Origin of the sequence: Neobacillus dielmonensis (assembly GCF_000612665.1) — a bacterium.
Lineage (GTDB): Bacteria > Bacillota > Bacilli > Bacillales > Cytobacillaceae > Neobacillus > Neobacillus dielmonensis.
Genome location: NZ_HG942049.1, coordinates 14747 through 39560, shown reverse-complemented (window position 1 = coordinate 39560; position 24814 = coordinate 14747). Strand labels below are relative to the sequence as shown.

The window sequence follows — 24814 nt, the reverse complement described above, 5'->3', positions numbered from 1 at the left end:
CAGTTACTGCAATTAAGAACTGATAGGTTAAGTTTGAAAAGGACTGTCTAAAAGTGAATGGGGCCTGATCTAAACCTGGAGTTGCTAACAGCGGCTCCTTATTTATCCTTTTAACGGAAAGGTCAAAATGTGAATAAGTTACACCATTTCTCATCAACTTAAGAAATAGACGAATTGAATTAGAAGAAGGTGTAGTATGGCGAAAAATGGTTTTCGAGCATTCATCATCATTTCTTTAAGCATAGGATTATTGCTGATGTCAGCCTGCAGTCAGATACAAAAGAAAGAGGAAGACAATAAGGATAAAACGCCTCGTGAAATTTTAGGCTTTTATACTGAACAGGAAGGAACGTATCCAGGGTCTCAGCCTACTGTAGACTCGCAATTTAAGAGTCTAAGCATTATTGCTCCCTTTTGGTACAAGCTTGATGATAAAAATCCAGGCAGTATTATAGATTCTGTTACAGCAGATCACAAAAGAAAAGTAATTCAGAGCGCTCATGAAAAGAACCTAAAGGTACATATGGTTGTACATAATCTGTTTTATGAAACCGTGGAGAAAGGGAAGCAGGTTGCCAGTAATGTACTCAGTAACGGGGATAACCGCCATGTTTTCATTCAGAACTTACGCAATGAAATCAATCAGTTTAACTATGACGGTATCAATATCGATATGGAAAATTTGTATTTGACTGATCGAGATTCCTTTAGTCTGATGATTAAAGAATTATCTGATGCACTAAACCGTGATGGTAAATCAGTGACGGTTTCCGTCCCGGCAAACACAGGTGATTCCCGTGCTAATCCTTGGTCACCATGGTTTGATTACGAAAGACTTGGTCAATATTCGGATGGTTTAATGATAATGACATACGATGAACACAATCCAAGAACAAAACCCGGATCAACAGCATCAGTTGATTGGACTGAAGCAACGATTCGTTATGCCTTGAAACATGGAGTACCACGGTCAAAAATTATTCTAGGAATTGCTGGTTATGGTTGGGACTGGGATACAACAGCAGGCGAAACGAAGTATAGCTCCTATGAAGAGTTAATGGGTCAGAAAACAAAATATAAAGCTAAAGTAAAATGGGACGCCGGTTCACAAACACCTCATTTCAGTTATGTAGATGAAGAACATCACAGCCATCAAGCTTGGTATGAGAATAGCAAGAGTCTTGGGTATAAGCTAAACCTGGTTGAAAAATATAACTTACGGGGAATCGGGATTTGGCGGCTTGGATTAGAAGACCCAAAGTACTGGAAGACTATCCCAGAGAAAATAAAAGTAAAAAAATAATGGATGGCCATCTAAATTCAGTTTATACACAATTCTTCACTGAGTTAGATAAAAAACACCCCCCGAATTTTACTTAAAGGTGCCATAAAGGAACCAGACTTTAAGTGGTGAATTTTACATTGAGCGAAGGGCTTTGGGTGCTTTCTTTTTTTGCAAATAATTATGGATTGATTTTAATTATTTCTGCATTTTTTTATCTTAGCTTAAAATAATAAGTTCAGGGTGATAAAATGGCAACTGCTAAAATCGATGACAATATTTCATTTAAGCGTGATGGGAATACCTACGAAGGAAAAGTTACGGTTGTATGAGAAAAGTCTGTTATTGTTGAGTACGGATACAATAAAGAAAAAGACGAACCCATTTCAACCATAGTCAATCATAAAAATTATAAACTTACTAAGTCATCTTAGTGAAATAAGTAAATATAAAAAAGTAGAGCTTAGAGAATATATTTCATTTCTCTAAGCTTCTTTTTAAGTTATACAGCGAAATCGTGAAATATCTTTTGAATGACGGTAGGAAAATCATTTGGCACCTTTCAAGTGACCCCGTTAGTATAAACTTTCTCTAAACTAATCAGTGCATCAAAAACCAGAGCCCGGATAAAAATTATATCCTTTAAATGGCCTTTTTGTACTTCAGAGTTTTATTTTTAAGACTAAACGATAAAATGGCCATTATTGCAGCAAAGGCGACTGATACAGCTCCAATCCAACTGACAGCCTGCAACGATGTGCTTTTTACGGCAATCCCGCCAATTCCGGCGGCTGAAGGACCTAACGGAGAATTCTTCATGGATGGAAAAAAATCGATTGGTAACATTAATACGTTCCTAGTCCATAAACCCATTTCAATAGGAAATGTGAGGGGAATCAACTGGAATATACAAAACTAGGAAATAAAGGATTGGAGATATCTAGACCTTGCCTTGGATGTATTTACTGCCAATAAAGGGTTCAGAATGTCACGAGAAATACCGTTGCTGCGGGAGTTGCCAGCAAAAGTGATAAAAGAAATATAAATCAGGTCTAAAGTGATTTTCGCATGTAGTTTAAAAATCAAGTGTTGGAAAGGTTTTTCACATGAAATCTAGAACCGCCCCAAGTCATTACAGAGCAAGAGAGTATTTAGTTGATTGAGAATTGTATTTTAAGTAATCGCTATTTTCAGTAAATTAAGTATTGACATCCCTAGTTTAACCATATATTATCGTATGTAATTACATAATAAGAAGCAAAGATTGGAAATAGTAAAAGGATTGATAATCTTGTCAGAGAGCCGATGGTTGGTGGAAATCGGCGGTTATACCCTTTGAACTCATCCATGAGCTACTCCCTGAACATCATCAGTAGGGGAGGTCGGTTTTCTACCGTTATCTAGATAGGTGGTAATAGCCACCGAACATGAGTGGGTTAATATTTATTAACCAATTAGAGTGGTACCGCGAGCAATGCCTCGTCTCTATTTTTTATAGAGACGGGGCTTTTTTATTTTTGATAACTCAAATTTAAGAGAAGGTGGGAGTCAGGATGAAAAATACGGATAAATATTCTAGAGGTTACTTCATGCCCCCGGTGCAAAGCTTGAAATGGACAGAGAAGGAGTATATTACAGAACCTCCTGCCTGGTGTAGTGTGGACCTTCGTGATGGAAATCAAGCTTTGGTTGTCCCAATGAGTTTAGAGGAAAAGCTAGAGTATTTCCAGTTGCTTTTACAAGTAGGCTTCAAGGAAATTGAAGTCGGATTTCCAGCTGCTTCAGAAACGGAATTCGCTTTTTTAAGAACATTAATTGAGGAAAATTTGATTCCAGAAGACGTGACCATTCAAGTTTTGACGCAGTCAAGGGAACATATTATTCAAAAAACATTTGAAGCATTACAGGGCGCGAATAAAGCGGTGGTGCACTTGTACAATTCAACCTCTGTGGCACAGCGCGAGCAAGTATTTAGAAAACCTAAGGAAGAAATTATCGATATTGCTGTATCTGGTGCAAAAATGCTAAAGAAATATGCTGCTGAAACGGAAGGAAATTTCCAATTTCAGTATTCTCCGGAAAGCTTCACAGGTACAGAAGTGGAATTTGCGCTTGAAATTTGCAACAAGGTTCTTGATATTTGGCAGCCAACAGCTGATCACAAGGTCATTATCAACCTGCCAGCTACAGTATCCATGTCGATGCCTCACGTCTACGCAAGTCAAATCGAGTATATGAGTGACAATTTAAACTATCGGGACCATGTTATCCTTTCGCTTCATCCACACAATGACAGAGGTACTGGGGTAGCAGATGCGGAGCTTGGAATGCTTGCCGGAGCGCAAAGAGTCGAAGGAACATTGTTTGGTAACGGAGAAAGAACTGGGAACGTCGACATTGTAACGCTTGCATTAAACATGTTTTCACACGGGGTAGACCCAAATCTGAATTTTGAAAAGATCCCTGGGATTATTTCTAAGTATGAAAAATTAACAAGAATGAAGGTTCACGAAAGACATCCATATGCCGGGGAACTTGTCTTTACGGCATTTTCAGGTTCCCATCAGGATGCCATTGCCAAAGGGATGAAATGGCGCGAGGAAGAAGAACGTCAGTATTGGACTGTACCATATCTATTAATTGATCCAATGGATATTGGCAGAGAATATGAAGGTGATATTATTCGGATTAACAGTCAATCCGGTAAAGGAGGAATCGGTTATATCCTTCAGCAAAGCTATGGAATTGATTTACCTTCCGAAATGCGCGAGAGCTTTGGATATAGTGTGAAAAGTGTTTCAGATCATCAGCACAAGGAATTAATGCCGAATGAAATCTATGACATTTTCATGAACCAATATGTGAATATTAACACCCCAGTAGAGTTTATCCGTTATAAATATACGCAAAACGGTCATTATGAAACCATTGTTTCAATACGGTTGAATAACGATGAACATGAATTTTCCGGGGTGGGGAATGGAAGGCTTGATGCGATTAGCAATGCCCTTCAAACCAAACTGGGGATCGACTATACAGATTTGGTCTATAAGCAGCACGCGTTAGAAATAGGCTCAGGATCAAACGCTGTATCCTATGTAGGAATTACCGCAAAGAATGGTGATGTATATTGGGGTTGTGGAATGGACACCGATATTATGACATCCTCAGTAAAAGCTCTTTTCAGTGCTGTTAACAACATGGTATCCAGTTTACAGATTTCTGTAGAAAAAGAGTTATTTCATTCCAGGAATGAAGTGCGATAGATTCAAAAAAAAGACCCTTTGATTTTAAAAATCAAGGGTCTTACTACTATGGTTTAATACAAATGTGTTCACAATCTTTTTTGGCTGATTTCAACAGGTTTTTTATTATCGAAACAAAACGTATCTCTTAAAGGAGGTATTTTGTTAATTAAACCTTCCTTCGTTATCGTCATCGCTGAAATGACTAGCCCGAGTTTTTGAATTTCATCAGAATGATTAGCTTCCTGTTTAACACTCAAATTCGGATTTTCATACTCCACGTCTCTATCCATATTTCTTACCGCTTTCTTCAAAAATTCTTGATTGCTCATTAGTTTCGCCTCCTATTTTCTTAATTTAACCAATCATCGATTAAAATTGCGTTGATATATGTGAATATCTTGTATTTCTAATGAGTATAAATCCCAGAATGATCATCCAAATAAGCCACGGTACTGCCGATAGGAGCTGCCCAGCCGAATACAGGGAAACTGGGTAAAACTGTGGAAAATAGCTCTGTATGATTGAGTAGATAAATAACTCTCAGATACCATTTGTAACTTATCTATATCTAGACAGTAATTCCTTTCGGACAAATGTGTAATGATTTTTCCACTTTAGTTGAAGGGATAATTGGGGGTTGCTCAGGATAACCCTTAAACAAGGAAGGCTCCAAATATAGGGAGAAGCATAAATATTGGAGTACAACGCAAAAAAAGAGCTCACCGTAATACTCTCCTTGGCCAGGGAGTCGGTACTATGTTAGCTCCATATCAATCATAATATTGATTTATCTTAAACCATCCTCTCATATAAGGACATTTGGTGAATATTTCGATTGTATGGCGAAGGAGTCTACCATTTATTGATAAGCGCAGTTCAGCTTAGGAAGGAAAATTAACTCAAATATCGAATGTAATTAAAAAACTAGTTTTTAAAACTGAGCTATAACTAATATGGAAAAATTCATAAAAGCAATTGTCAAAAACTTGGTATATAAGAAAAACATGATTGGGCAAAGGAAATGGTAAAAATGGCAATGTAATGTTATAGCTGCACCCTTCTGGTTGTTTTTTGAACGAACAAAGGTGATTGTTTAGGGGTAATAGATGGGGGGGAGATTATGAGAAAAATAGGAAGAATTTTAACAACAGCATTTATAGTAGCAGTACTTTTTCTAATATTACATTTGACTCCAAAAATCGCTATAAGAACTCATTTGTTGTTTATGGGTTATCCTAAACAAGCTTTTAGTTCAACGATATACGAATTTAAATTTCATAGTGACACTGATAGAAACCACTTTCTTAGGTCAAATCCTAATGCAAGAGTTTACACTTTAACAGAACCTCCGTTTGAAAAAGCTACTGAAAGTGAGTTAAGCCATTATATTATTCGGAAAGTTGGATTTTTATATTTTGCTGAATTTTATGGAGAAACATAAACTTTTTATTCAGCTAACGATTCGTTCTATTGAAATAAGGTTGCCATTTTGGTAGCCTTTTTTTGATTTTAAAATAAAAGTATTCCCTAACATGGAGAGTAATTTGTTATGATTAGTGGAAATTACACTGTTATTATTAGTGTTAAAGGGGATTGGATAGTGAAAGTGGTTCATTTACTTATATTGATGTTATTGACAATTACAATTGCATTAGGCATATACGGACAGTCTTTAGCTTATTATGTGAGTGAACAATAAATAGTAATACAAATCCCCTATATTACTTAACCACCTTTACGATAATTACTGTTGTCCTATACTTGGTTATCCCGAAATTTGCCCATCAGATAATAAAAGTAAAAAAGTTTAATAAGAATTTTGCTTTTATTTACATATATAGTTTTGTAATAATAGGTTTTTTCGTATCCCTTTGGTCTATATTTGTTTGTGTAATGTCGTGGGCTAAAAGTTATTTATTGCATTCATCTAAGTGAACTCAATTAATCTAAAAACCTGGGAACAGTTTTCTTCCATGCTTTTTCCTGCTGTGACAGTGCCATGCTGTTAGTTTTTCTCGTAATTTAACCAATGTACTTAATTGAAAGGAATCTTAGATCAAGAAGGTATCTACGTGAAACGTAGTGTTACTTTTTTGTAACAACTAACTAAAGGTGTAATTATAATCTAATTGCTTTTTTACATTTACTATCTTTGTAGGATTTAAGCGATACAAACAATGAATGTTTATCGGAGGAAATTGTATGATTAAATTAGTGTTAACTGATATGGACGGAACGTTCTTGAATAATAGCGGTGACTTTAACAGGGAATTATACAAAGATGTAAAAAAGCTCATGAATGAAAAAGGGGTTATTCTTGCTCTTGTTACTGGAAAGCAGTGTGAACGTGTAGAAGAGTTATTTGGTGAGGATGCAAAAGATTTATGGATTTTAGGCGATAGCGCCACGCGAATCAAGCATAACGGAGAGTTTGTTTATGAATCTCTATTAAGCAATCAATTAGGTCTGGAAATTATCGAGTTGCTTGAGGAAATCAGTCTGGGTTATACCATAATCGCGTGCACAAGAAGTGGTGCGGTTATTAAGGACACCTTATCCGCTGAGGAAGCAGCGATTGTCAGAAGGTCCTATGCTCAAGTTAGACAAGTATCTGATTTTAATGAAATAACAGAGGATTTCGTGAAGATTACCATTCACGATTCAGCTCTTGGGTGTCTCGAAACAAGGGATAAATTATCACGTTTTTTTGAGTCAGCTTACATTGTTGCCTCTGAAGCAGCTTGGATTGATATAGCGAATGCCAATGTTCATAAAGGTACGACCGTTGAACAATTGCAGCGGATATTGAAGGTAACTCCTGCAGAAACCATGGCATTTGGGGATGGTTATAATGATTTGGAGCTCATGACTCGTGCGGACTACAGTTTTGCTGTCCGAAATGCCGTACAAGAATTAAAAGATGGAGCAAATTTTGTTACCCGTTCCAATGAAGAAGATGCTGTTATGAAAACGATCATTCAATTATTGTCCTTGCAGGAAAATAATCAGTAATAAAAAGATTATACATCGGGCTGCCATTGAGGCAGCATTTTTTTCGAAATGAGCAGGTTTATTTGCAATTTAACTTATCCTAATAATACACAAAAATGAATAAGCAAGTTAATTAATAAGCCATTACAATAAATCTTGTATGTAATGGCTCATTTTCTATTCTGAAAATATAATGCCAAAACTATATACCGATTGCTAAAGCACTAAGCAATAAGTTAGTTTGCTATTAACTCGGCTAGTAATTATGCTTTTCCCTTTTCTCTTTTTCTTTCTCTAAAAAAATCTTAAAATATCTTTAGTTATACCAGATTTCATTGCTTCTTTTACTAATTCAATCCATTCTTTGGGTAGATCAAGTTCGTCTTTTTTCATATTCACCCCACCATTTAAACAGATTTGTTGGAAATTAGAATGTATAATAGATTAAAAATTACCTTCCATATAATTTTCGAAACATAACAATTTTTTTATGGTATCAAAGGAAATAAAAAATAAATGTTAAATACGTAATAGGAAATTAATGTGGCTCTCAGTTTGTCAAATGATTGAACAAGGGTGTAGAAAAAGGAAGATTGTTTTAGGGAAGCGATTAAGTTAAGAGGGGGAGTTTAATTGTACAAGCACATAATTTGGGATTTTGATGGAACTCTTTTTGATACCTACCCCGTGATGGCGAAGGTATTTAAGGAAGGACTTAAAGAACAAGGAATAGAAGAGCCATTAGAGGAAATTGTAAAGCAAATGAAGGTATCTGCATCATCAGCGTTGCGATACTATGAAAAAAAGTATCATATTGACGAAGATTTTATAACAGTCTATCAAAAACGGAAAAAAGAAGCTGAATTAGAGTTATCCAAACCATTTGCAGGAATTAAGGAGATTTGTAACTACATACATTCAACAAATAGATATAATTATTTACTTACGCATCGGGGTGAATCATCCATCACATTGCTAAAAAAATTTGATTTATATAAACATTTTTTTGATTTCATTACATCGAAGCAAGGATTTGAAAGAAAACCAAGTCCGGATGCCATTCATTACCTAATTAACAAATATCATATGATTCACTCAGAATCGATCATGATTGGCGATCGGGATTTGGATTTATTATCGGGAAAAAACGCAGGGATTAGTGCATGCTATTTCACAGAAGGAAATGAAGAAAATCAATATGCGGATTATACAATAAATAACTTCCTAGAACTATTTTCAATCATTTGACTTGAGAACACATCGATTAAGCAGAAAAAGTTTTATTTACCAACAATGCAAAATTTGATATAACCAATGAATTACCAAATTGGGTGACATTAGATAAACATTTTAATAAAGGAATTACATGAAACAGAGGTAGCTTTTATTAACGTCTAATTCAGTGGGCTATTACAACTGGGTATATCCTCCCCAGCAATCATTTATCGGTATTTCACTAGATAATCCTGATTTAGTAGAAAGTAAGGATTGCCGGCATGATGCTTGTGTTACCATTCCTGACAGATATTCCTTGCACAAGGCCACTGAGTTTTCCTAGGCCTTGTGCTGCTGGTGAAAAATAGGTTTATCCCTATATATTTATTAAGAAACAAGTTTTAGCCCTACTGCTGCACATAAAACCATAGCAATAAAAACAAGCCGCTTCCAATCTTTGGATTCCCCATACAGGATCATTCCTAAAATAGCTCCGCCAGACGCTCCAATTCCCGTCCATATTGCATAAGCTGTCCCCATCGGGATGCTCTCCATTGCATAAGATAAAGATAAGAAACTAGCTCCAAATCCAATTACTAATAAAACGAAAGATTTCCAATTCCTGTCCTTATGAAGTTTATTTATCAGGGCTACACCAGACATTTCAAATAAGCCTGCCAAAACTAAAGAAAACCATGCCATTAAGAACCAGCTCCTTCCGCTGCGGGATCCTTAGTCACTATTTTCAATCCGATCACACCTGCTAATAAAAGTAAAATGAAGAGTACTTTCATTATTTTGAATGGTTCCCCAAAGAACAGTATTTCAGAAATAACAGTGCCTGCTGTACCTAGGCCAACAAAAACGGCATATACAGTACCTACAGGAAGGCTTCGACCCGCCATAATTAATACATAAAAGCTAATGATGATGGAAATAATCGTACCACCCCAAGTCAAAAAAGAATCAGCGTGCTTCAATCCAATCACCCAAAATACTTCAAATAGTGCAGCAACAAAAACTTTCATCCAATTTGTGTTCATATTAATCAAACCTCCCAATTTCTTCACAAAAACAATAAAGCCTGAGAGAAAACTGTTATACAGTCTCTCCCAGGCTTTTATCCTTCCGTGTCACGTCTAGCGTGAGTCTTCTCTCGGACCAGACTAACTTAACGTTACGGAACCCTAGAAAACATTTAATATACAATTATATAAAATTATACAGACTTTAAAGATGATTTCAAGATTAAAATTTACAATGGTATTGAAATTTGCAGGTATGAATTACTTAATAGGATATATGGGGAAAGTTATAAATAAAGGATTTTCGTATATAAAAACAGAATTATTCTTTGAGTATTAGAGAACAGAAGTGTGGAAATTGGCTGGATATACGAAAGAAATAAGAGAACTAATCAGAACGAGACCGTTAATTTTGGTTGGTTCTACTATTCTTGTTTTAAATGATAGAAAAGAGATTTTATTTCAACTCCGTTTGGATACTAAGGGATGAGGTTTGCCTGGCGGAGCAATGGAAATTGGTGAAAGTTTGAGCAAACGGCTGAACGTGAGCTCTTTGAAGAAACGCTCCTAAAAGCAAAGAGATATCTTTTCAGGAAAGGAACTTTATTTTAAATATCCAAACGGTGATGAAGTCTACAACGTTATATTTGTTTACTTAGCGGAGGATGCCTGGAAATGATAAAGATGTAACAAGAATTAAAACTATTGTGGCACGTTTTAGTAGTATATGGAAAACCGTTTAAAAGTCCAAGATGAGAGTCACCTTTTTATGGTTCACAAGGAAGGACTTGAATCTTGAACTTTGATCTTAATACCGAAGCTGTTATTTTGGCGGCTTTTCTTTTTGTGCAAAAAAGGGCAATTAACTTAAGGAGGAAAATAAAATGCCAATCTCGAATGTACCTATAACTCAGGAAGTATAGAGAATTGAGGGGTTAAAATGCAGGTCAAAATAGAATCCGCCAATAGAAAAGATTTCAATGCCGTTAATTCAATTGTAAAAGAAGGACAGGATGAACATTCCGAAGCATTACCACATATTTTTTGTAAGGTGGAGCAAGTAATGCCGGAAAGTTCTTTCATTGACTTAATAGAAGGCCCAAACACTGATATTCTAGTAGCCAAATTAAACGAAGAGGTAGTTGGTTTCGCTGTAATGGAACTATCTGAGTCACCGCCATTCGAGTCGATGACACCAAGAATTTTTGCCTATATGAATGATTTTGGAGTCAAGAGGAGTACTCAAAGAAAAGGAGTAGGAAGCATTTTATTTCAATCTTGCGTTGATTGGTCTAAACAAAAAGGGGCATCTTCATTAGATTTAAATGTATGGGAATTTAATACGAAGGCAATTGCTTTTTATGAAAGCTTTGGATTGGAAAATGTCAGCAGACAGATGAGTTTAAAATTCTAATATAAAATTTGATACATCTCATTAAACGATAAAGAGTGCCCACCTACTTGATATAGGTAACTTTTAATTTCGATGGGAATCATCCAATTCATCCTGGAACGATCAGGTATCTGCATTAAGATTTCACCTTTAAAAAGCTCTGTTCATATTCATCTCTAGAGGTTGAAAATGGAAACTTGAAACCTTTTTGGTAGGAATTTCGTAAGTGAAGTATATGATGTTATTAGGGATGGATATAAATGAAACGATTAATAACGGTTGTAATAACGTTAGTTGTTTTAATCGGATTAAGTTTTGCTTTGAGCCATTTTACCCATACAAAGTTGGTTGATTATTCTTTTCTTGTTGGACTCATAATTACTGTTGTTATTTGGTTTTTTACATCAAAGGGGGGAATAACCTCAAGAAATGTAGATATGCAGGTGCAGGGAACAACAGGTATCAAAGTTGACCAAGAAAAGTTTGAGTTTTCCCCGAATATTGCATTTTTTACCTCTTTGGCTTATACCATCATTACTTTTTTAATCATGTTATTTCATTACAGAAGTTATTTTTAAATCAAATGAACTGGTACTTCCTTTTCCTTGCTAAACAAACAAGTACAAGAGTTCCAAATTAAGCAAGAGGAAAAATAGACTATGCGGAATGAGAAGTCATAAAAATAATTTCCCGGAGGGTCTCTGTGAAAAATGTAGTATGGTATTGTCTAAGTGCAATAGTCACCTATTTTATTATGGGGTTATTTCGAGGTGATTTTAGGTGGCTGGAATGGGATGATACACTTCCTGTATGGGGAGGTTTAATTGGTGTAGCGATTGCTTCATATAGAGCAAGAAAATCAAATAACACACCGCGATAGGGCGTTGCTTCAGCAACGTTTTTCTTGTTGGAATAAACAGGCGGTCAAGTTAAATAAAAAAGAAAAGCATCTTAATGGGGGGAGTGATGTCAATGGGGATTAGAAAAGCGCGTGTGGAAGATTGCCAGCAGATTTTTTTGTTATTAAACCAGTTGGACTATCATGATACGGAACTATTTCTAAAAGAAAAAGTGGAAAAGCTTCTTATGGACCCGAATGAGGAGTTATTAGTATTTGAAGAAGAGCATAGTGTTATTGCTTTCATTTCCGTACATTATATACCTCAGTTAGCTGTTAAAGGGGATTTTGCAAGAATCAGTTATTTTGCAGTTGATAAAACTATTAGAAGTAAGGGGATAGGACGTCAGATTGAAGAACATTGTACGGATTTAGCTTTAAATAGAAATTGCGATCGAATGGAAGTCCATTGCCATTCAAGGAGGGAAAATGCCCATAGGTTTTATATGCGTCAAGGGTTTATTGAATCTCCAAAATACTTTATTAAAATGTTATCTCAATCTGACTAATTTTCGTACTCTTCTCTAACTACCCAGGCAGTTGTGTAAGGTTATTGCCATTTTTAAGTAGAGGGGCCAAGAGGATTAATAGTGCGGCTGTTGCAATTCTTTTATATTCGTTATTTGGAAAATTTTAAAGTGGAGAGTACTTGAATGAAGGTATTGCTGGAGTTAATACGAATCGTGTTTTTGTTTGTGATTATTGGGTGGAACGATAAGTGCCATGTTAAATTATCTGTACTCAGAAATAGGAACCAATATAGATGCCTATGGCTGGATGGGCCCTTTGGCGGTTCTTATTATACTTTTTGTACGATATAGAAATAAATATCAGTTTAGTGGATGGTATGCAGGTAAAGGACGAGAAAAGCTCTCTGAAAAAGTATCAAAAGCTCTTATTTCCATATCCATTATATTGATCTTGTTACCTCCAATTCTAAGTTTCTTCTAAAGATAATTAGGAAAAGGCATCAAGCTTAAAAGGTTCTTTTTCTACTAAAAGAAGATGGCGATTAGTGAAGTAAACATAGGCGATCAAATAAACCGCATAACCTCAATAAGGGTAAAATATGATACAAAAATGGAGGCATAATATGGGGATTACTACTGTAAACATTAAAGAATGTATGGCGTATCACCATGTAACCGGTTTGAGCATAACAGGAATTGAAAATGCTCAAATTAGTTTTGCCAATCACTATGGTGCGCTTGAAGCAGGAACGACTAAAATCGTAAATAAGGATACTCTTTTTAATGCTTGTTCAATCAGTAAGTTTTTAACAGGGATGCTCGTTATGCCGCTATGCGAACTAGGTCTTTTTGATTTAGATGAAGATATCAATCAAAAGCTAATATCGTGGAAGGTGCCTAATCATAAATACGGTGAAAGCAAGTATGTCACATTAAGAAACTTGCTTTGCCATCAATCTGGCATAATCGACCCTGAAGATAGTTTTATGGAACTAAGGACGGATGATGGTTTTCCTTCAATGGTTGACTTATTAAACGGGAAGACACCCTATTGCAAAAAACCGATTCAATTGAAATATGAGCCAGAGAGCGATTTCCAATACTCAGATGCGGGTTATTGTATCGTACAACTATTGGTAGAAGATTTGACCGGAAAAACTTTTCAAGATTTAGCAGAAGAACTGATTTTTCAACCATTAGAAATGCTCAACAGTACATTGACCATGACGATTCCAGCAAAGGATAACTATCATTTTTCTTGTGGTCATGATAAAAATGGAGAATTAGTTGATGGAAAATATACTATTTATCCATATCCAGCAGCGTCAGGGCTTTGGACCACACCTTCTGATTTAGCCAAGTTGGTGTTGGAATTAATAAATGCGTTACATGGTAATGGAAATATTCTCTCTGAAGGTAAAGCTAAAGAACTGATTTCTTCACAAGGCTGTAAAGAGTGGACTGGATTAAGCGTATTTTTAGATCATTCAAAAGAGGAACTTGAGATTTCGTCGCTTGGCTGGGGAATGGGTTTTCAATGTATGATGGTTGCCTATCCCTATAGAGGAACTGGATTTGTGATCATGACCAATACGGATTTAGGTGTTCATCAATTAGAAGGGATCATTGGTGACATCTATCAATCCTACGATTTTGGTTCTTGAAGTGAAGTAATGCGTTTAGATGGTTACTAGAAAGGGTGGGAGGTCTTGAATAGATATATTTGTGAAACGTGCGGTGTGCAATATGAAAGTTCAGTTGAAGTACCAGAACAATGTGCGATTTGTGCAGAGGAAAGACAATATACCAATCCTGCCGGGCAGTCCTGGACCACTTTAGCCAATATGCAGAAATTGAAAAAATATAAAAATGATATTCTTTTAGAAGAAAGTGGGTTATATAGTATTACCACAAACCCGAGTTTGCTATTGGACAGACAGCTTATTTCATTCAAACAGAGGGATTCAATGTATTGTGGGACTGCATCACCTATTTAGACCCACAAACTATTCAGCAAATCACTGAACTAGGTGGTATTCAGGCCATTGCATTATCGCATCCACACTACTATTCAACTCAAGTAGAATGGGCGGAAATATTTGACGTACCTATATTTATTCATGAGGATGACAAAGAATGGGTCATGAGGCCAAGCGAAAAAATCATCTTTTGGTCAGGTGAATCCCTTGAATTGCATAAAGGAATTGTTCTTCATCGTTTAGGAGGACACTTTAAAGGTGGTGCTGTTTTGGAATGGCAAGAGGGCAACAATCAAAAAGGGGTCTTACTGACGGGCGACATTATCCAGGTTGTGGCTGACCGTCAATGGGTAAGTTTCATGTATAGTTATCCTAACCTCATTCCACTGCCCGCATCCAAAGTCCACGATATCGCAGAAACTGTAAAAGAGTTAAAATTTGACCGAATTTATAATGCTTTTCATCGAGTAGTAAAAGAAAATGCTAATTTGGCAGTACAGAAGTCTGCAGAAAGGTATATTCAAGCATTAAATGGAACATTGTTTACTACTTAATTAATCTACCAAAACCCCATTGTATAATAGGGGTGCTTTAGTTAGTACTTGGCTGCCATGGCGGATTTCTTATTGGACCAATGCAGACTGAATGAAAAAGAATTATAATTGTTACCGACAAATTAGAACTACGAGGTGAGAACAAGAACTTTGTAAGATGGGGGAGGGTAATAAATGAAGGCGAAGAACGGTATTTTGTCTGTGCCTGGCGCTAATCTCTACTACGAAGTACGTGGTTCAGGTCCTTTACTTCTGATGATTCATGGTGGAGGCGGAGAAGCCGAAAAATTTGATAAGGTGGCAGATCACTTAGCTGACAAATATACAGTTATAACCTATGACCGTCGTGGGCATTCTCGGAGTACTCTTGATCAATCAACAGAGGATTACAGCGTAACCATTCACAGTGAAGATGCGCACCTCCTGCTTTCTGAATTGACCAATGAGCCGGCATTCGTATTTGGCAGCAGTTCGGGTGCTGTCATCGGACTCGATCTATTTGTACGTTACCCAGAGCAAATCCGACTTTTGATACCTCATGAACCCGTGCTTTTGCAACTATTAACCGGAAATGAGCACGAACAGGCAAAGCAACTATTAGAAACTCTTCAGAAAAATCATCAAACTGAAGTGGAAAAATTATTGTCAACATCCGAACAGATTAGTAGTAATTCTATGCAATCACAGGATGTTTCTACCAACCGTCTTTTAAGGAATTCAACCTATTTTGTTACACATGAAATTCCAGGGATTATCAACTATTCATTAGATATAGAAGCGTTGAAGAATGCATTAAAAGTTCGATCTATTCAGGTGCTTCCAGCAGGCGGAAGTGCTTCACGAGAATTTTTTGCTTATGGATGTGCGGAAGCATTAGCCGAACAACTTGGAACAGAATTTGTGGAGTTTCCTGGGCATCATGGGGGATACAATTCTGAGCTTCATAAAGAGTTTGCCGAGAGATTGCATGAAGTTCTCCGATAAATGGTCCCCTTTTTCTTTTCTCATTACATCCAATGGATTATAATACGGATAGATTATTTTTAAGGGGCTATTTATGGAACTAATTACAGGAAAAGTCGTTGTCATATCCCTATTTTTACTGATCATTACTATGATTGAAACATTGGCGTATTCAACAAGGATTTCTGGAGCGAGAGTCAAATTGATTGCCACTGCTTTATCTTTGTTTAGTACGATGGTATTGGTTTCAAGGTTTTCTACTATGATCCAACAACCTCTTACAGCAAAACTTATTTCAGAAGCGCCTGATTTAAACAAATTGCACTTTATAGAAGAACAATATCGGATTTTAATTGGCGTGACCTCTATTGGGGTCTTATTGGGCATTCTTCTATTTCCGACGTTTATCAATATCTTTTCAAGAGCCATTATCCAGCTTTCTAATCAACGGGGCTCAGTAATCGCCCTTTTCAGCAAACAATTGAACCGAGAAGGGATTAAAAAAACTTTTATGTGCTTTAGGCTGCCGAAATTTTCCTATCTGAAGGGGATTACTTTAAAAACTATTCCAAAACGACTGTTTGTGATCAATATAATCATTTCGGCTGTATTCACAGTTGGGGTTCTTTCTTCTATGTATGCATCCATATTGGTTCCGAAATATTCACAAGCTGCACTAATGTCATCCGGGATTATCAATGGTATAGCCACTATTTTATTGACATTGTTTATTGACCCTAAAGCTTCGGTATTGGCTGATAGAGTAATGAAAAAACAAACGGATTATATCTATTTGAAAAGTTACTCTCTGACGATGATTAGTTCAAAATTTCTGGGTACAATTGTGGCGCAACTGCTGTTTATCCCTGCTGCCTATTATGTTGCTTGGTTTGCCAAGTGGATTTAATAGGACAGAGTTTTTGTATTAGCATGGCGTCAGTTGAATAGAAAAACAGTATGTAAAAAGGAGGTACAAGTCATAAGCAACTTGGTGCCTCCTTTTTTGCTTAAAGTCTTATTGTAGTACTAGATAGAAAAGCCAGATTTGTATACAGTAACAGCCTCTTTATGGAGAGACTAACTGTTTTTTATCTCTCCCTAATTTAATTGTATCATACAAAAACTGGTAAATATAGACTTTTTATTCTGATGTACAACTGCTAAAATCATTAGAACAATTAATGGTTGGGAGAGATGCAGGATGAGGTCTTTGGTTCTCGGTTTTCAGGAAATTGAAAAAACGCAGCTTGTTCTCGTGGGCGGAAAAGGGCTAAATCTAGGCCAACTATCCAATATGGAAGGAATATATGTCCCTGAAGGATTTTGTATTACCACTGTAGGATTTCAAAAAGCCATTGAACAAAACGAAACGTATCATGCTTTGTTGAATCGACTAACCATGCTGAAAGTAGAAGACCAAGATCAAATTCGGAAAATCAGCGGCGAGATTCGCCAAAGTCTATTAGAAGTGGAAATTCCTTCCGAAGTTGAGAATGCAGTGACTCACTACCTATCCCAGCTTGGCGATGAGCATGCGTATGCTGTACGATCCAGTGCCACGGCTGAAGATTTGCCATATGCCTCTTTCGCCGGTCAACAAGATACCTATTTGAATATCATCGGAAAAGAAGCAATCTTACAGCATATCAAGAAATGTTGGGCTTCTCTATTTACAGATCGAGCAGTAATCTACCGACTGCAAACTGGTTTTGACCACAGAAAAGTGTATTTATCCGTTATCGTCCAAAGGATGGTTTTCCCACCGGCATCAGGGATATTATTTACTGCTGATCCGATTACTTCCAGTCGAAAGGTACTCTCCATCGATGCTAGTTTTGGACTTGGAGAAGCACTGGTCTCTGGCTTGGTTTCTGCCGATTGTTATAAGGTACTGGATGGGGAAATCGTGGATAAGAGGATTGCAACCAAAAAAATGGCTATCTATGGAAGGAAAGGTGGTGGAACAGAGAGAAAGCCACTCAACCCTAATCAGCAAACCACCCAAACACTTACTGACCAACAAATTTTACAATTAGCACGAATTGGTAGACAGGTCGAGGCTTATTTTGGTTGTCCGCAAGATATAGAATGGTGTTTGGTTGATGATAGCTTCTATATTGTCCAGAGTCGTCCAATCACGACTCTTTTTCCTATCCCTGAAGTGAATGATCAAGAAAACCACGTCTATATATCTGTTGGCCATCAGCAAATGATGACAGACCCCATCAAACCATTAGGATTGTCTTTTTTCCTATTAACGACACCTGCCCCTATGCGTAAAGCAGGTGGAAGGTTGTTTGTTGATATCACACACCAGCTAGCTTCTCCTGTCAGCAGAAATATTTTATTAAATACGATGGGACAACATGATCCGCTCATGAAAGACGCACTTATGAACCTCATGGAGAGAGGAGATTTTATAAAACTGTTGCCAAATGATAATAAAGTACCAAGTCCCAGAAGAGGCAATATCGAAATGCCGGCACAAATTGAAAATAATCCCTCAATCGTTTCCGATTTGATTGGGCGCAGTCAAAAATCCATAGAAGCGTTAAAACAAGAAATCCAGACGAAATCAGGATCCGATTTATTTGATTTTATTCTAGAAGATATTCAGGAATTAAAGAAAATTTTATTTGACTCACAAAGTTCGGCCGTATTTATGGCTGCTATCAACGCTTCAACATGGATTAATGAAAAAATGAATGAGTGGTTAGGTGAAAAAAACGCAGCAGATATACTTTCTCAATCGGTACCTAACAATATTACTTCGGAAATGGGTCTTGCACTATTGGATGTTGCAGATGTAATTCGTCCTTATCCAGAAGTAATTGAATATCTACAAAACGTAAAAGATGATAATTTTTTGGATGAATTGGCTAGGTTTGACGGTGGAAAGGAAATTAGAGACGCTTTTCATGCTTTTCTCAACAAATATGGAATGAGATGTGCTGGAGAAATTGATTTGACTAGAACCCGTTGGAGCGAAAAACCCATTGTACTTGTTCCCATGATTCTTGGTAACGTCAGAAACTTTGAACCCAATGCTGGCGAACGTAAATTCGAGCAAGGGCGGCGTGTTGCTTTGAAAAAAGAACAAGAGTTATTGAGCCGATTGAAACAATTTCCGGATGGCGAACAAAAGGCCAAAGAAACAAAACAAAGTATTGACCTAGTCCGGAATTTCATCGGATATCGTGAATATCCAAAATACGGCATGATTCATCGCTACTACGTTTATAAGCAGGCGTTATTGAAAGAAGCCGAACAACTCGTGAAGGATAACGTTATTTTTGAAAAAGATGATATATACTATCTCACTTTTGAAGAACTTCACGAAGCCGTCCGTACAATTCAACTAGATTACAACATCATCAGCAAACGGAAAGGAGAGTACAGATTATTTGAAAAAATAACCCCTCCACGTGTTATCACGTCTGATGGTGAAATCGTTGCAGGTCAATACAAAAGAGAACATCTCCCCGCTGGAGCGATTGTAGGTTTACCTGTGTCTTCCGGAGTAATAGAGGGAAGAGCACGTGTCATTTTAAACATGGAAAACGCCCATTTAGAAGATGGCGATATATTAGTTACCACGTTTACTGACCCAAGCTGGACCCCATTGTTTGTATCCATAAAAGGTCTTGTCACCGAGGCTGGTGGACTAATGACTCATGGAGCGGTGATTGCACGTGAATATGGCTTGCCGGCAGTTGTTGGGGTGGAAAATGCCACCAAAATCATAAAAGATGGGCAACGAATTCGCGTTCATGGAACAGAGGGGTATGTCGAAAGATTGTAATGGGCAATTCGGTTTAGATAAAACTACTAGCACTGTTCCAGGGGTAAGAATTTAAAATTGGTCATTAATTTATCATTTCATTATTTTGAAACCTTATCTCATTCTTTTCCTATTTATTATCAAAATGGTTTGTTCAGTCAAATGAAGTTGGAGGGTTTGGGTGGGGATAGTTATGTTCTATATGCTGCTAATCTTATTGGCCGGAGCTGTGATTAGTTTTGTGTTTGGAAATTATACAATTGGTTATGTCATTGGATCCATTTTTGGTTCTGTTGCTTGGGGGGCAGGTTATGTTTATTCATCAAGAGATGACAATCGATATCGGTCCAACTATTTAAATAATCGGCAGTAGTGACGGATGCTTTAAACTCTTCTCTTGAACAATTAACGGATTGATTTCCTTAAAGATTTGGCCGCTAAAAGCAGGCCTTTTTTTTTATGTCTGATTCCAAAACAGGGTTCAAATTGGGATAAAACGGAAAAGGCACTTAGGAATTATATGCCAAAGGACCTATGATAATCGGTCCGTTTATACCTATTATCACCTCACCTTATTTGGTAAAATATAGCTTTAAGTGCTATATGTACATAATTTTTACATGCGACAAGTAAGGAGGTGCTTATATTGACATCGATTAAAGTGAACATAACTGCTGTTCAATCAACTATTCCCCAATTACAAATAAATGTAAATAAACTCTCTAGCATTAAAAATGATGTAAGAGGATTACAGTCGAGTGTCGATTATAGAGTTCAAAATCGCAGGGGCATTGCGGCGAGACTTCATCAGGCGGCTGATACAGCGATTGAATTGGAACGAGAATTAACACAGCTCGAGAATTTTTTGATGCATTCGATGGAAAAGTACAGCAAAGCAGAGGAATCCATCGAAAAAAGGGTCATCTCAATGAAAATGGACCGTGCGTTATCCGCTCACTTAATGGGTATGCAATTATCCTATAAAAGTCAGTGGCTAGACGACTCGTGGGATGCTTATGATAATCAAGGTATGAACATGGCTGGGTTTTTTACAGCTACAACCGCAAATGCCCAAAAATTTGGCGGAGCAGCTTGGAATTATATTGAAAACACGAGTGCCGAGGTACTTGAAAAAATGGAAACCGGTTGGATTGAAGCTGGCAATCGCCTTCATGATATCAAGGAGGGGGCAGAAGCAGCTTTGGGTGATGCTGCAGCCTTTGTTTCAAGCCGCTGGAATGAAGCTCGGGATCGTTTTGACAAAAAGCGAGAACAAATGAAAAATACATACAAATTTGTAAAAGACAATAAAAAAGACCTCTTTAATTTGCTCGTGGAAGAAGGGGTAAGGGAAGGCTTAGACGCTACTCCAACAGGAAGAGCTTTTAGAGAGAAGATGGAATATTACCAGTATGAACGCCGTGACCAAATGAATGGACCTCTCCCCACCTATGATGAGGTGAAGGACCCTAAAAGCGGCTGGGTTTTGCTTCCAGTGGAAATGTCCATTTACCATGACGATGGAAAAGGAAAACCTGAATTAAAGTATATCAACCCCGATGGCAGAGAAGCCGTTTTCAATGGGGATACGCTGAAGCCGGTAACGGATGCTCGCTATAAAGGAACCTATAATTATATTAATCCATCCTTAAAACCAGAAGGCTTCCCGACCAGTCTGCAAGACTTAGAGGAATGGGGAGAGTTTGCCTCAACGGGATTAGGTCATGTTGTCACAGATGTGGTGCCATATTATCTAGTAGGGCAAAAGAATGAACGGGACCAACCAAGATTTATAGACAAGTAGAGGTGTAAACATGTTGAAGAAGTTAATTAAGATTATGGGTTTGGCTTTACTCATTATCGGCAGTGTTAGCTGTGGTAAAGAGGCGACCATTATCGATTTATACCATCCTGATACGGAAAAACTGAAAATAGCCGAAGATGTTTTCTCTAACCCAGCTTATGAACCATTTAGGGCGGAAGGTGTATTATTTACCCCGTATATGGTGCAAAATCCAGCAGGAACCGGTGATGAAACCTTTTACAAGTACTCCTTATATTTAGGGGCTTATAAATTAGGTGAAGATATTGACTCGGTCACGGTTAAACATGTTAAAGTCGTAGGAACCAAAGAGGCGGACTTTGCGAAATTGAATCAAGACATCTCTCTTCCAATAGAATTTTCATCAGACTCGATTCAAAAAAGTGACATGATCCTTTTTGATGATATAAATGACCAAGATATGAAACTAACGAAAAAAAGTGAAGTCACGGTTGTAATCACTGTTAGTGTTGTAAAAGATGGAGAAACGATTACCAAGGATTTAACTTATGATTTTAAAACTAGATCTCGTACGTATCAGGTTCAGAGGTAAGCGATGAAAACTATTGAGGTTATATTATCATCCAAAGAAATTTACTTTTTGTGCGAATTGTTAAAGGTTGAGTTTATTGTCGGCCTAAAAGATCCTTATGATGGCTGCAGAGAACATCAAATTAGAGAAGATTGGCTGCAGGTAAAAGAAGGTTTAATTCAAAAGGAGATTCTTTTTGAACGGGATACTTATGAAATCGAACGGAAATGCGCCATCCTGATTAATGCGATGCGGCCAGAATCGGTTTGCTGCTGGTTCAGTCTTATTGAGGATGGTCATCAGAAAGCTTGCCATTTTTATTTTACCCCGCAAATGGTTGTAAAAAGCACTCAAATTCCTAATCAAGATGTCTACCGAGTAGAGCTGGCAGGTACTCCGAAAGAGATACTAACCGAGATCATCGGCCAATTTTCGATTTCCACTGCAAACGTGGAAGGTGAAAGTTTTGCTCTGCCGCGAGCGGCCTTTGATGCTCTACTTGTCGGGAGGAACCAAGAAAGCTTGAGTTCTGTTGAGTTCTTAACGTCGATGAAGACTCTCAAAAAAGCGGGGCAACTGGAACTAGTGGTATGGGACGATGCGAAGCTAACTTGGAACCACGAAGACTTTCATTTTGTTGAAGGGGAAAACGGTGTTTGGGTCATCACTCCAGGACTCGTCGATGGGGAGGACCAAGTCTTTATTGAGCCAGCTTCCGCTCGTGAGGTTGAGGAACATATTAAACATATGTTATGGTCCAGGTTGTTTAGGGCCGAGTAGAAAAGGTCACCATGTATTCGTTTCATGGTGACCTCCTAAATATCCGACATGGTGACGGCTAAAAAAGATGTGCATAGAACAATTTCAGCGACAAAGTAATAGTCAAAAAGGTTTTTTGGCGAAATTTGTAGAATATGTATCTATATGGATGTGTGTGGTTAATGAATATTTAAAGAAAATGGCTTAATTAATAGAATTGGAGGAAGTGCATGTAATGGGGTTCTTTAAGCGTTTTTTTAAGAAAGTGGAAGATGTTAATAAGGGAGAAGCAGCTGTTTCTGAACTGGAATCTGAATTTTATATAGAGTCGCCAGAAGAGGAAGCAATGAATTTCTGGGTGGAAACCGCACAGAATATTATTGTAAATGTGGTTAAGGCGGCTAACAACTCAGTAGACCGTGCCTTTATTTTGGTAAATATGCGGGAACAACCTTCTTTTGATATTTTTTATCAACTAGATGACCGTTTACTAATGTGGAATCAACTTGAAGATACCTTGATAAAAGAAAAGATTGAAACTCAATTATTACCGCAAGCATCTAATGTCGCTTCTGCTGTAAATGGCAGCTTTTCGCAAGCTACACACCCAAAGATAGTATTTGCTGAGCTGCAATTTGAATGGGCCACAGGAGCTTGGTTTTCACATGTCATTTGGGAAGACGATGATAATGCCAATCTAGCAAAGGAAGTCATTTTAAGCAAATGGTTCGATACCTTGAGTGCTGAAATTAAATCCCAACCATTAGACAGTGATAGCAAACTTTCATGGTATCCTTAAATGAGATACCTTGGGGATAATGGTGGTTTTGTTCAATAAAAAAAGAGTTGCCTTCGCAACTCCTTGTTGAACTCTTGCCCGCGTCAGCAGAATATGAAAAATTTTAATGCCAATTAATGTTGGCATTATTTTTGCAAACAAGATAAATACCCTTATTATCTTGTTTTGACAAGCAAATGGCCCAATGTTTAACTCCTGAGTAATCAGATATATCCACTAAACTTAAATCCGGGGCGTTTTGATAACCACGGATACCAAGGTACTCTGATGTTGTTAGAATTGTATAATGATCTCCTTCGACTTGTTCTGGGATCTCCTCAAGGCTCTTTATCATTTCTCCATTCTTTATGAACACCATTTTCTCATAAGAACATAATACTTTATATCCCATTGGTATCTTTCTATAGATCTCACAATCATGAAAAATTTCAGATTCTGATAGATATTTTGAATAGGAGTAAGAAAGGCCATTTGCACTAATAAAATATTTATCATTGCATTCAATGTTAAACGGATTATTTCCATTTTCCCTAGGATAATCATAAAGCACTGAGGGTAACAAATCGCTAAATATCACTTTTGGTGCTTGTACCCATTCACCAACATTCTTATAAACTATGGATGTAAGTTTTTTTAGATCTTCAAGTGTCATAGAAGATGTTTTCTTATTGATGATGGAAAGGGTCAGATGATTAATCTGGTGTTCTATTTTGATTAAGATTTTATTAAATGATTCTTTAGAATCAAATCCCTGTTCTCGCAGTTCTTTATATGTATGCTGTAAATCGGCTTTAATTAGGTCTAATTCCATACTTACTCCCTGTAAAATATAAATTTATTCAAATTATAACATTTAATACAGCCTCCTCTCCTTTTTAATCCCTAATTCACTTTCTATCATCATTATCTATTCACAACTTACCTTAAAATGTTCATCTGATCATGCAGTCGCAACACCCCGATTTTCAATTCGTGTCCTTGATTAGACTATCTAAATCTCTATTAGTAAAAAAGTTGCAAATCGGGAGGATACGGAAGGATTCCATAGGAATTGTAAGGATACGGTAAATTTATTGCTATAAGTTTTTTCTGTACGTACTTTA

At 37.1% G+C, this 24814-nt stretch carries 24 protein-coding genes, 3 pseudogenes, 1 riboswitch and 1 other annotated feature; of the genes and pseudogenes, 21 read left to right on the top strand and 6 right to left on the bottom strand.

Going from position 1 to position 24814, the window contains the following annotated elements; genetic code table 11:
• Positions 1-196: 196 nt before the first annotated feature.
• A complete protein-coding gene (locus tag BN2425_RS07825; RefSeq protein WP_042457284.1) occupies positions 197-1303 on the top strand; it encodes a glycosyl hydrolase family 18 protein in 1107 nt (368 codons plus the stop codon).
• Between the two features lie 323 nt (positions 1304-1626).
• Entirely contained in the window at positions 1627-1716 is a 90-nt protein-coding gene (locus BN2425_RS22980; protein ID WP_235714584.1) for a hypothetical protein, read from the top strand.
• 208 nt (positions 1717-1924) lie between these two features.
• On the opposite strand, the gene BN2425_RS07815 is transcribed toward BN2425_RS22980, so the two are convergent.
• Complete coding sequence (locus BN2425_RS07815; protein WP_042457282.1) at positions 1925-2128, bottom strand: hypothetical protein; 204 nt, start codon at positions 2126-2128, stop codon at positions 1925-1927.
• Positions 2129-2533: 405 nt separating this feature from the next.
• Positions 2534-2772: a binding site (T-box leader), on the top strand.
• A gap of 63 nt (positions 2773-2835) precedes the next feature.
• Between BN2425_RS07815 and BN2425_RS07810 the strand changes: the two genes are divergently transcribed.
• The gene (locus BN2425_RS07810; protein ID WP_042457280.1) at positions 2836-4548 is read left to right on the top strand and encodes a 2-isopropylmalate synthase; all 1713 of its coding nucleotides are present in this window, start codon (positions 2836-2838) and stop codon (positions 4546-4548) included.
• A gap of 68 nt (positions 4549-4616) precedes the next feature.
• On the opposite strand, the gene BN2425_RS07805 is transcribed toward BN2425_RS07810, so the two are convergent.
• A complete protein-coding gene (locus BN2425_RS07805; RefSeq protein WP_042457277.1) occupies positions 4617-4859 on the bottom strand; it encodes a hypothetical protein in 243 nt (80 codons plus the stop codon).
• Positions 4860-5650: 791 nt separating this feature from the next.
• On the opposite strand from BN2425_RS07805, the gene BN2425_RS07800 reads away from it, so the two are divergent.
• Positions 5651-5971, top strand: coding sequence for a hypothetical protein (locus tag BN2425_RS07800; protein WP_042457274.1), 321 nt, complete (start codon positions 5651-5653; stop codon positions 5969-5971).
• Between the two features lie 761 nt (positions 5972-6732).
• Positions 6733-7542 carry an HAD family hydrolase gene (locus tag BN2425_RS07795; RefSeq protein WP_042457272.1) on the top strand — a complete coding sequence of 270 codons (810 nt, stop codon included), beginning with the start codon at positions 6733-6735 and terminating at the stop codon, positions 7540-7542.
• A 273-nt stretch (positions 7543-7815) separates the two neighbouring features.
• Here the strand turns inward: BN2425_RS07795 and sinI are convergent, their stop codons facing one another.
• Positions 7816-7914: a DNA-binding anti-repressor SinI gene (gene sinI / locus BN2425_RS07790; protein WP_074433022.1), complete on the bottom strand. Its 99-nt coding sequence runs from the start codon at positions 7912-7914 to the stop codon at positions 7816-7818.
• Positions 7915-8154: 240 nt separating this feature from the next.
• Here sinI and BN2425_RS07785 point away from each other — a divergent pair, with 240 nt between their 5' ends.
• Positions 8155-8769 carry an HAD-IA family hydrolase gene (locus tag BN2425_RS07785; RefSeq protein ID WP_042457269.1) on the top strand — a complete coding sequence of 205 codons (615 nt, stop codon included), beginning with the start codon at positions 8155-8157 and terminating at the stop codon, positions 8767-8769.
• 93 nt (positions 8770-8862) lie between these two features.
• Positions 8863-9061 (top strand): annotated as a pseudogene (locus BN2425_RS22975) (GyrI-like domain-containing protein); the annotation flags it as partial.
• 62 nt (positions 9062-9123) lie between these two features.
• On the opposite strand, the gene BN2425_RS07775 reads toward BN2425_RS22975, so the two are convergent.
• The gene (locus BN2425_RS07775; RefSeq protein ID WP_042457267.1) at positions 9124-9438 is read right to left on the bottom strand and encodes a DMT family transporter; all 315 of its coding nucleotides are present in this window, start codon (positions 9436-9438) and stop codon (positions 9124-9126) included.
• Positions 9438-9779: a DMT family transporter gene (locus tag BN2425_RS07770; protein ID WP_042457264.1), complete on the bottom strand. Its 342-nt coding sequence runs from the start codon at positions 9777-9779 to the stop codon at positions 9438-9440. The genes BN2425_RS07775 and BN2425_RS07770 overlap by 1 nt, the downstream gene beginning before the upstream one ends.
• A 64-nt stretch (positions 9780-9843) precedes the next feature.
• A riboswitch (guanidine-I (ykkC/yxkD leader) is annotated at positions 9844-9938 on the bottom strand.
• A 181-nt stretch (positions 9939-10119) separates the two neighbouring features.
• On the opposite strand from BN2425_RS07770, the pseudogene BN2425_RS22970 reads away from it, so the two are divergent.
• The 14 genes and pseudogenes from BN2425_RS22970 to BN2425_RS07700 all read left to right on the top strand — a co-directional run.
• Positions 10120-10422: pseudogene (locus tag BN2425_RS22970) on the top strand (NUDIX domain-containing protein); the annotation flags it as partial.
• A 279-nt stretch (positions 10423-10701) separates the two neighbouring features.
• Entirely contained in the window at positions 10702-11175 is a 474-nt protein-coding gene (locus BN2425_RS07765) for a GNAT family N-acetyltransferase (protein ID WP_042457261.1), read from the top strand.
• Positions 11176-11414: 239 nt separating this feature from the next.
• Positions 11415-11732: a hypothetical protein gene (locus tag BN2425_RS07760; RefSeq protein ID WP_042457258.1), complete on the top strand. Its 318-nt coding sequence runs from the start codon at positions 11415-11417 to the stop codon at positions 11730-11732.
• A gap of 394 nt (positions 11733-12126) precedes the next feature.
• Complete coding sequence (locus tag BN2425_RS07755) at positions 12127-12561, top strand: GNAT family N-acetyltransferase (protein ID WP_042457255.1); 435 nt, start codon at positions 12127-12129, stop codon at positions 12559-12561.
• Positions 12562-13145: 584 nt separating this feature from the next.
• Entirely contained in the window at positions 13146-14186 is a 1041-nt protein-coding gene (locus BN2425_RS07745; protein ID WP_042457253.1) for a serine hydrolase domain-containing protein, read from the top strand.
• A 45-nt stretch (positions 14187-14231) separates the two neighbouring features.
• Positions 14232-15055: pseudogene (locus BN2425_RS07740) on the top strand (MBL fold metallo-hydrolase).
• A gap of 174 nt (positions 15056-15229) precedes the next feature.
• On the top strand, positions 15230-16039 hold the full coding sequence (locus BN2425_RS07735; protein ID WP_042457251.1) for an alpha/beta fold hydrolase: 810 nt from the start codon (positions 15230-15232) through the stop codon (positions 16037-16039).
• A gap of 73 nt (positions 16040-16112) precedes the next feature.
• Positions 16113-16925, top strand: coding sequence for a lipid II flippase Amj family protein (locus BN2425_RS07730; RefSeq protein ID WP_042457248.1), 813 nt, complete (start codon positions 16113-16115; stop codon positions 16923-16925).
• A gap of 294 nt (positions 16926-17219) precedes the next feature.
• Positions 17220-19820 (top strand): phosphoenolpyruvate synthase, encoded by a 2601-nt coding sequence (gene ppsA / locus BN2425_RS07725; protein WP_042457245.1) that lies wholly within the window; start codon positions 17220-17222, stop codon positions 19818-19820.
• Between the two features lie 160 nt (positions 19821-19980).
• Positions 19981-20172: a hypothetical protein gene (locus BN2425_RS07720; protein ID WP_154663475.1), complete on the top strand. Its 192-nt coding sequence runs from the start codon at positions 19981-19983 to the stop codon at positions 20170-20172.
• A gap of 273 nt (positions 20173-20445) precedes the next feature.
• Positions 20446-21603, top strand: a complete 1158-nt coding sequence (locus BN2425_RS07715; protein ID WP_042457239.1) for a hypothetical protein — start codon at positions 20446-20448, stop codon at positions 21601-21603.
• A 10-nt stretch (positions 21604-21613) separates the two neighbouring features.
• On the top strand, positions 21614-22174 hold the full coding sequence (locus BN2425_RS07710; protein WP_042457236.1) for a hypothetical protein: 561 nt from the start codon (positions 21614-21616) through the stop codon (positions 22172-22174).
• Between the two features lie 3 nt (positions 22175-22177).
• On the top strand, positions 22178-22933 hold the full coding sequence (locus tag BN2425_RS07705; RefSeq protein WP_042457234.1) for a hypothetical protein: 756 nt from the start codon (positions 22178-22180) through the stop codon (positions 22931-22933).
• A 214-nt stretch (positions 22934-23147) separates the two neighbouring features.
• Positions 23148-23711, top strand: a complete 564-nt coding sequence (locus BN2425_RS07700) for a hypothetical protein (protein WP_042457232.1) — start codon at positions 23148-23150, stop codon at positions 23709-23711.
• A gap of 103 nt (positions 23712-23814) precedes the next feature.
• On the opposite strand, the gene BN2425_RS07695 is transcribed toward BN2425_RS07700, so the two are convergent.
• Positions 23815-24522, bottom strand: a complete 708-nt coding sequence (locus BN2425_RS07695) for a hypothetical protein (protein ID WP_042457230.1) — start codon at positions 24520-24522, stop codon at positions 23815-23817.
• Positions 24523-24814 lie beyond the last annotated feature (292 nt).

What these genes read in the sequence shown, in the direction of transcription:
- BN2425_RS07705 (WP_042457234.1), top strand. Translation starts at nt 22,178, where the DNA reads ATGAAAACTATTGAGGTTATATTATCATCCAAAGAAATTTACTTTTTG.
- BN2425_RS07805 (WP_042457277.1), bottom strand. Translation starts at nt 4,859, where the DNA reads ATGAGCAATCAAGAATTTTTGAAGAAAGCGGTAAGAAATATGGATAGA.
- BN2425_RS07755 (WP_042457255.1), top strand. Translation starts at nt 12,127, where the DNA reads ATGGGGATTAGAAAAGCGCGTGTGGAAGATTGCCAGCAGATTTTTTTG.
- sinI (WP_074433022.1), bottom strand. Translation starts at nt 7,914, where the DNA reads ATGAAAAAAGACGAACTTGATCTACCCAAAGAATGGATTGAATTAGTA.
- BN2425_RS07810 (WP_042457280.1), top strand. Translation starts at nt 2,836, where the DNA reads ATGAAAAATACGGATAAATATTCTAGAGGTTACTTCATGCCCCCGGTG.
- ppsA (WP_042457245.1), top strand. Translation starts at nt 17,220, where the DNA reads ATGAGGTCTTTGGTTCTCGGTTTTCAGGAAATTGAAAAAACGCAGCTT.
- BN2425_RS07795 (WP_042457272.1), top strand. Translation starts at nt 6,733, where the DNA reads ATGATTAAATTAGTGTTAACTGATATGGACGGAACGTTCTTGAATAAT.
- BN2425_RS07730 (WP_042457248.1), top strand. Translation starts at nt 16,113, where the DNA reads ATGGAACTAATTACAGGAAAAGTCGTTGTCATATCCCTATTTTTACTG.
- BN2425_RS07815 (WP_042457282.1), bottom strand. Translation starts at nt 2,128, where the DNA reads ATGTTACCAATCGATTTTTTTCCATCCATGAAGAATTCTCCGTTAGGT.
- BN2425_RS07745 (WP_042457253.1), top strand. Translation starts at nt 13,146, where the DNA reads ATGGGGATTACTACTGTAAACATTAAAGAATGTATGGCGTATCACCAT.
- BN2425_RS07695 (WP_042457230.1), bottom strand. Translation starts at nt 24,522, where the DNA reads ATGGAATTAGACCTAATTAAAGCCGATTTACAGCATACATATAAAGAA.
- BN2425_RS07760 (WP_042457258.1), top strand. Translation starts at nt 11,415, where the DNA reads ATGAAACGATTAATAACGGTTGTAATAACGTTAGTTGTTTTAATCGGA.
- BN2425_RS07775 (WP_042457267.1), bottom strand. Translation starts at nt 9,438, where the DNA reads ATGGCATGGTTTTCTTTAGTTTTGGCAGGCTTATTTGAAATGTCTGGT.
- BN2425_RS07765 (WP_042457261.1), top strand. Translation starts at nt 10,702, where the DNA reads ATGCAGGTCAAAATAGAATCCGCCAATAGAAAAGATTTCAATGCCGTT.
- BN2425_RS07735 (WP_042457251.1), top strand. Translation starts at nt 15,230, where the DNA reads ATGAAGGCGAAGAACGGTATTTTGTCTGTGCCTGGCGCTAATCTCTAC.
- BN2425_RS07710 (WP_042457236.1), top strand. Translation starts at nt 21,614, where the DNA reads ATGTTGAAGAAGTTAATTAAGATTATGGGTTTGGCTTTACTCATTATC.
- BN2425_RS07825 (WP_042457284.1), top strand. Translation starts at nt 197, where the DNA reads ATGGCGAAAAATGGTTTTCGAGCATTCATCATCATTTCTTTAAGCATA.
- BN2425_RS07800 (WP_042457274.1), top strand. Translation starts at nt 5,651, where the DNA reads ATGAGAAAAATAGGAAGAATTTTAACAACAGCATTTATAGTAGCAGTA.
- BN2425_RS07700 (WP_042457232.1), top strand. Translation starts at nt 23,148, where the DNA reads ATGGGGTTCTTTAAGCGTTTTTTTAAGAAAGTGGAAGATGTTAATAAG.
- BN2425_RS07770 (WP_042457264.1), bottom strand. Translation starts at nt 9,779, where the DNA reads ATGAACACAAATTGGATGAAAGTTTTTGTTGCTGCACTATTTGAAGTA.